Annotated in this window: 1 protein-coding gene; it reads left to right on the top strand. The window is 70.8% G+C overall.

The features are described 5' to 3' along the window. The coding region (locus ND748_RS33135) for a ketoacyl-synthetase C-terminal extension domain-containing protein (RefSeq protein WP_251750174.1) at window positions 1-778 on the top strand (778 nt) is incomplete at both ends.

The raw sequence follows: 778 nt of genomic DNA, 5'->3' as shown, positions 1-778 counted from the left end.
TCCGAAGGCGCCGCCCTCCTCCTCATCGAACGCCTCTCCGACGCCCACCGCCACAACCACCCCATCCTCGCCGTCGTGCGTTCCTCGGCCGTCAACTCCGACGGTGCCAGCAACGGCCTCACCGCCCCCAACGGCCCCGCCCAACAACGCGTCATCCACACCGCCCTCGCCAACGCCGGCCTCACCCCCGGCGACATCGACGCCGTCGAAGCCCACGGCACCGGCACCCGCCTCGGTGACCCCATCGAAGCCCAGGCCCTACTCACCGTCTACGGCCAGCACCGACCCGCCGACCGCCCCCTGTGGCTCGGCAGCCTCAAATCCAACATCGGCCACACCCAGGCCGCCGCCGGCGCGGGCGGCATCATCAAAATCGTCGAAGCCCTGCACCACGACACGCTGCCCCGCACCCTGCACATCGACGCCCCCACCCCCCACGTCGACTGGGACAGCGGCAACGTCGCCCTGCTCACCGAGGAACAACCCTGGGAACCCAGCGAACGCCCCCGCCGCGCCGCCATCTCCTCCTTCGGCATCAGCGGCACCAACGCCCACATCATCATCGAGGAACCACCCGGCGTTGAGGAACCACCCGGCATCGAGGTGCCGGCACCACGCGCTGCCCAGGACGACGTCGCCGGGCCGGCGACGCACAGCTCGCACCCGACATCCGTCGACCAGACCAGCGTGGGCATCGTGCCGTGGGCGTTGTCGGGGCACGGTGAGCAGGCGCTACGCGCCCAGGCCGGCGAACTACTCACCTACCTACACACCCACC

This window comes from Frankia sp. AiPs1 (genome assembly GCF_023716945.1).
Classification (GTDB): domain Bacteria; phylum Actinomycetota; class Actinomycetes; order Frankiales; family Frankiaceae; genus Frankia.
This window is presented reverse-complemented; position numbering and strand designations above follow the sequence as displayed.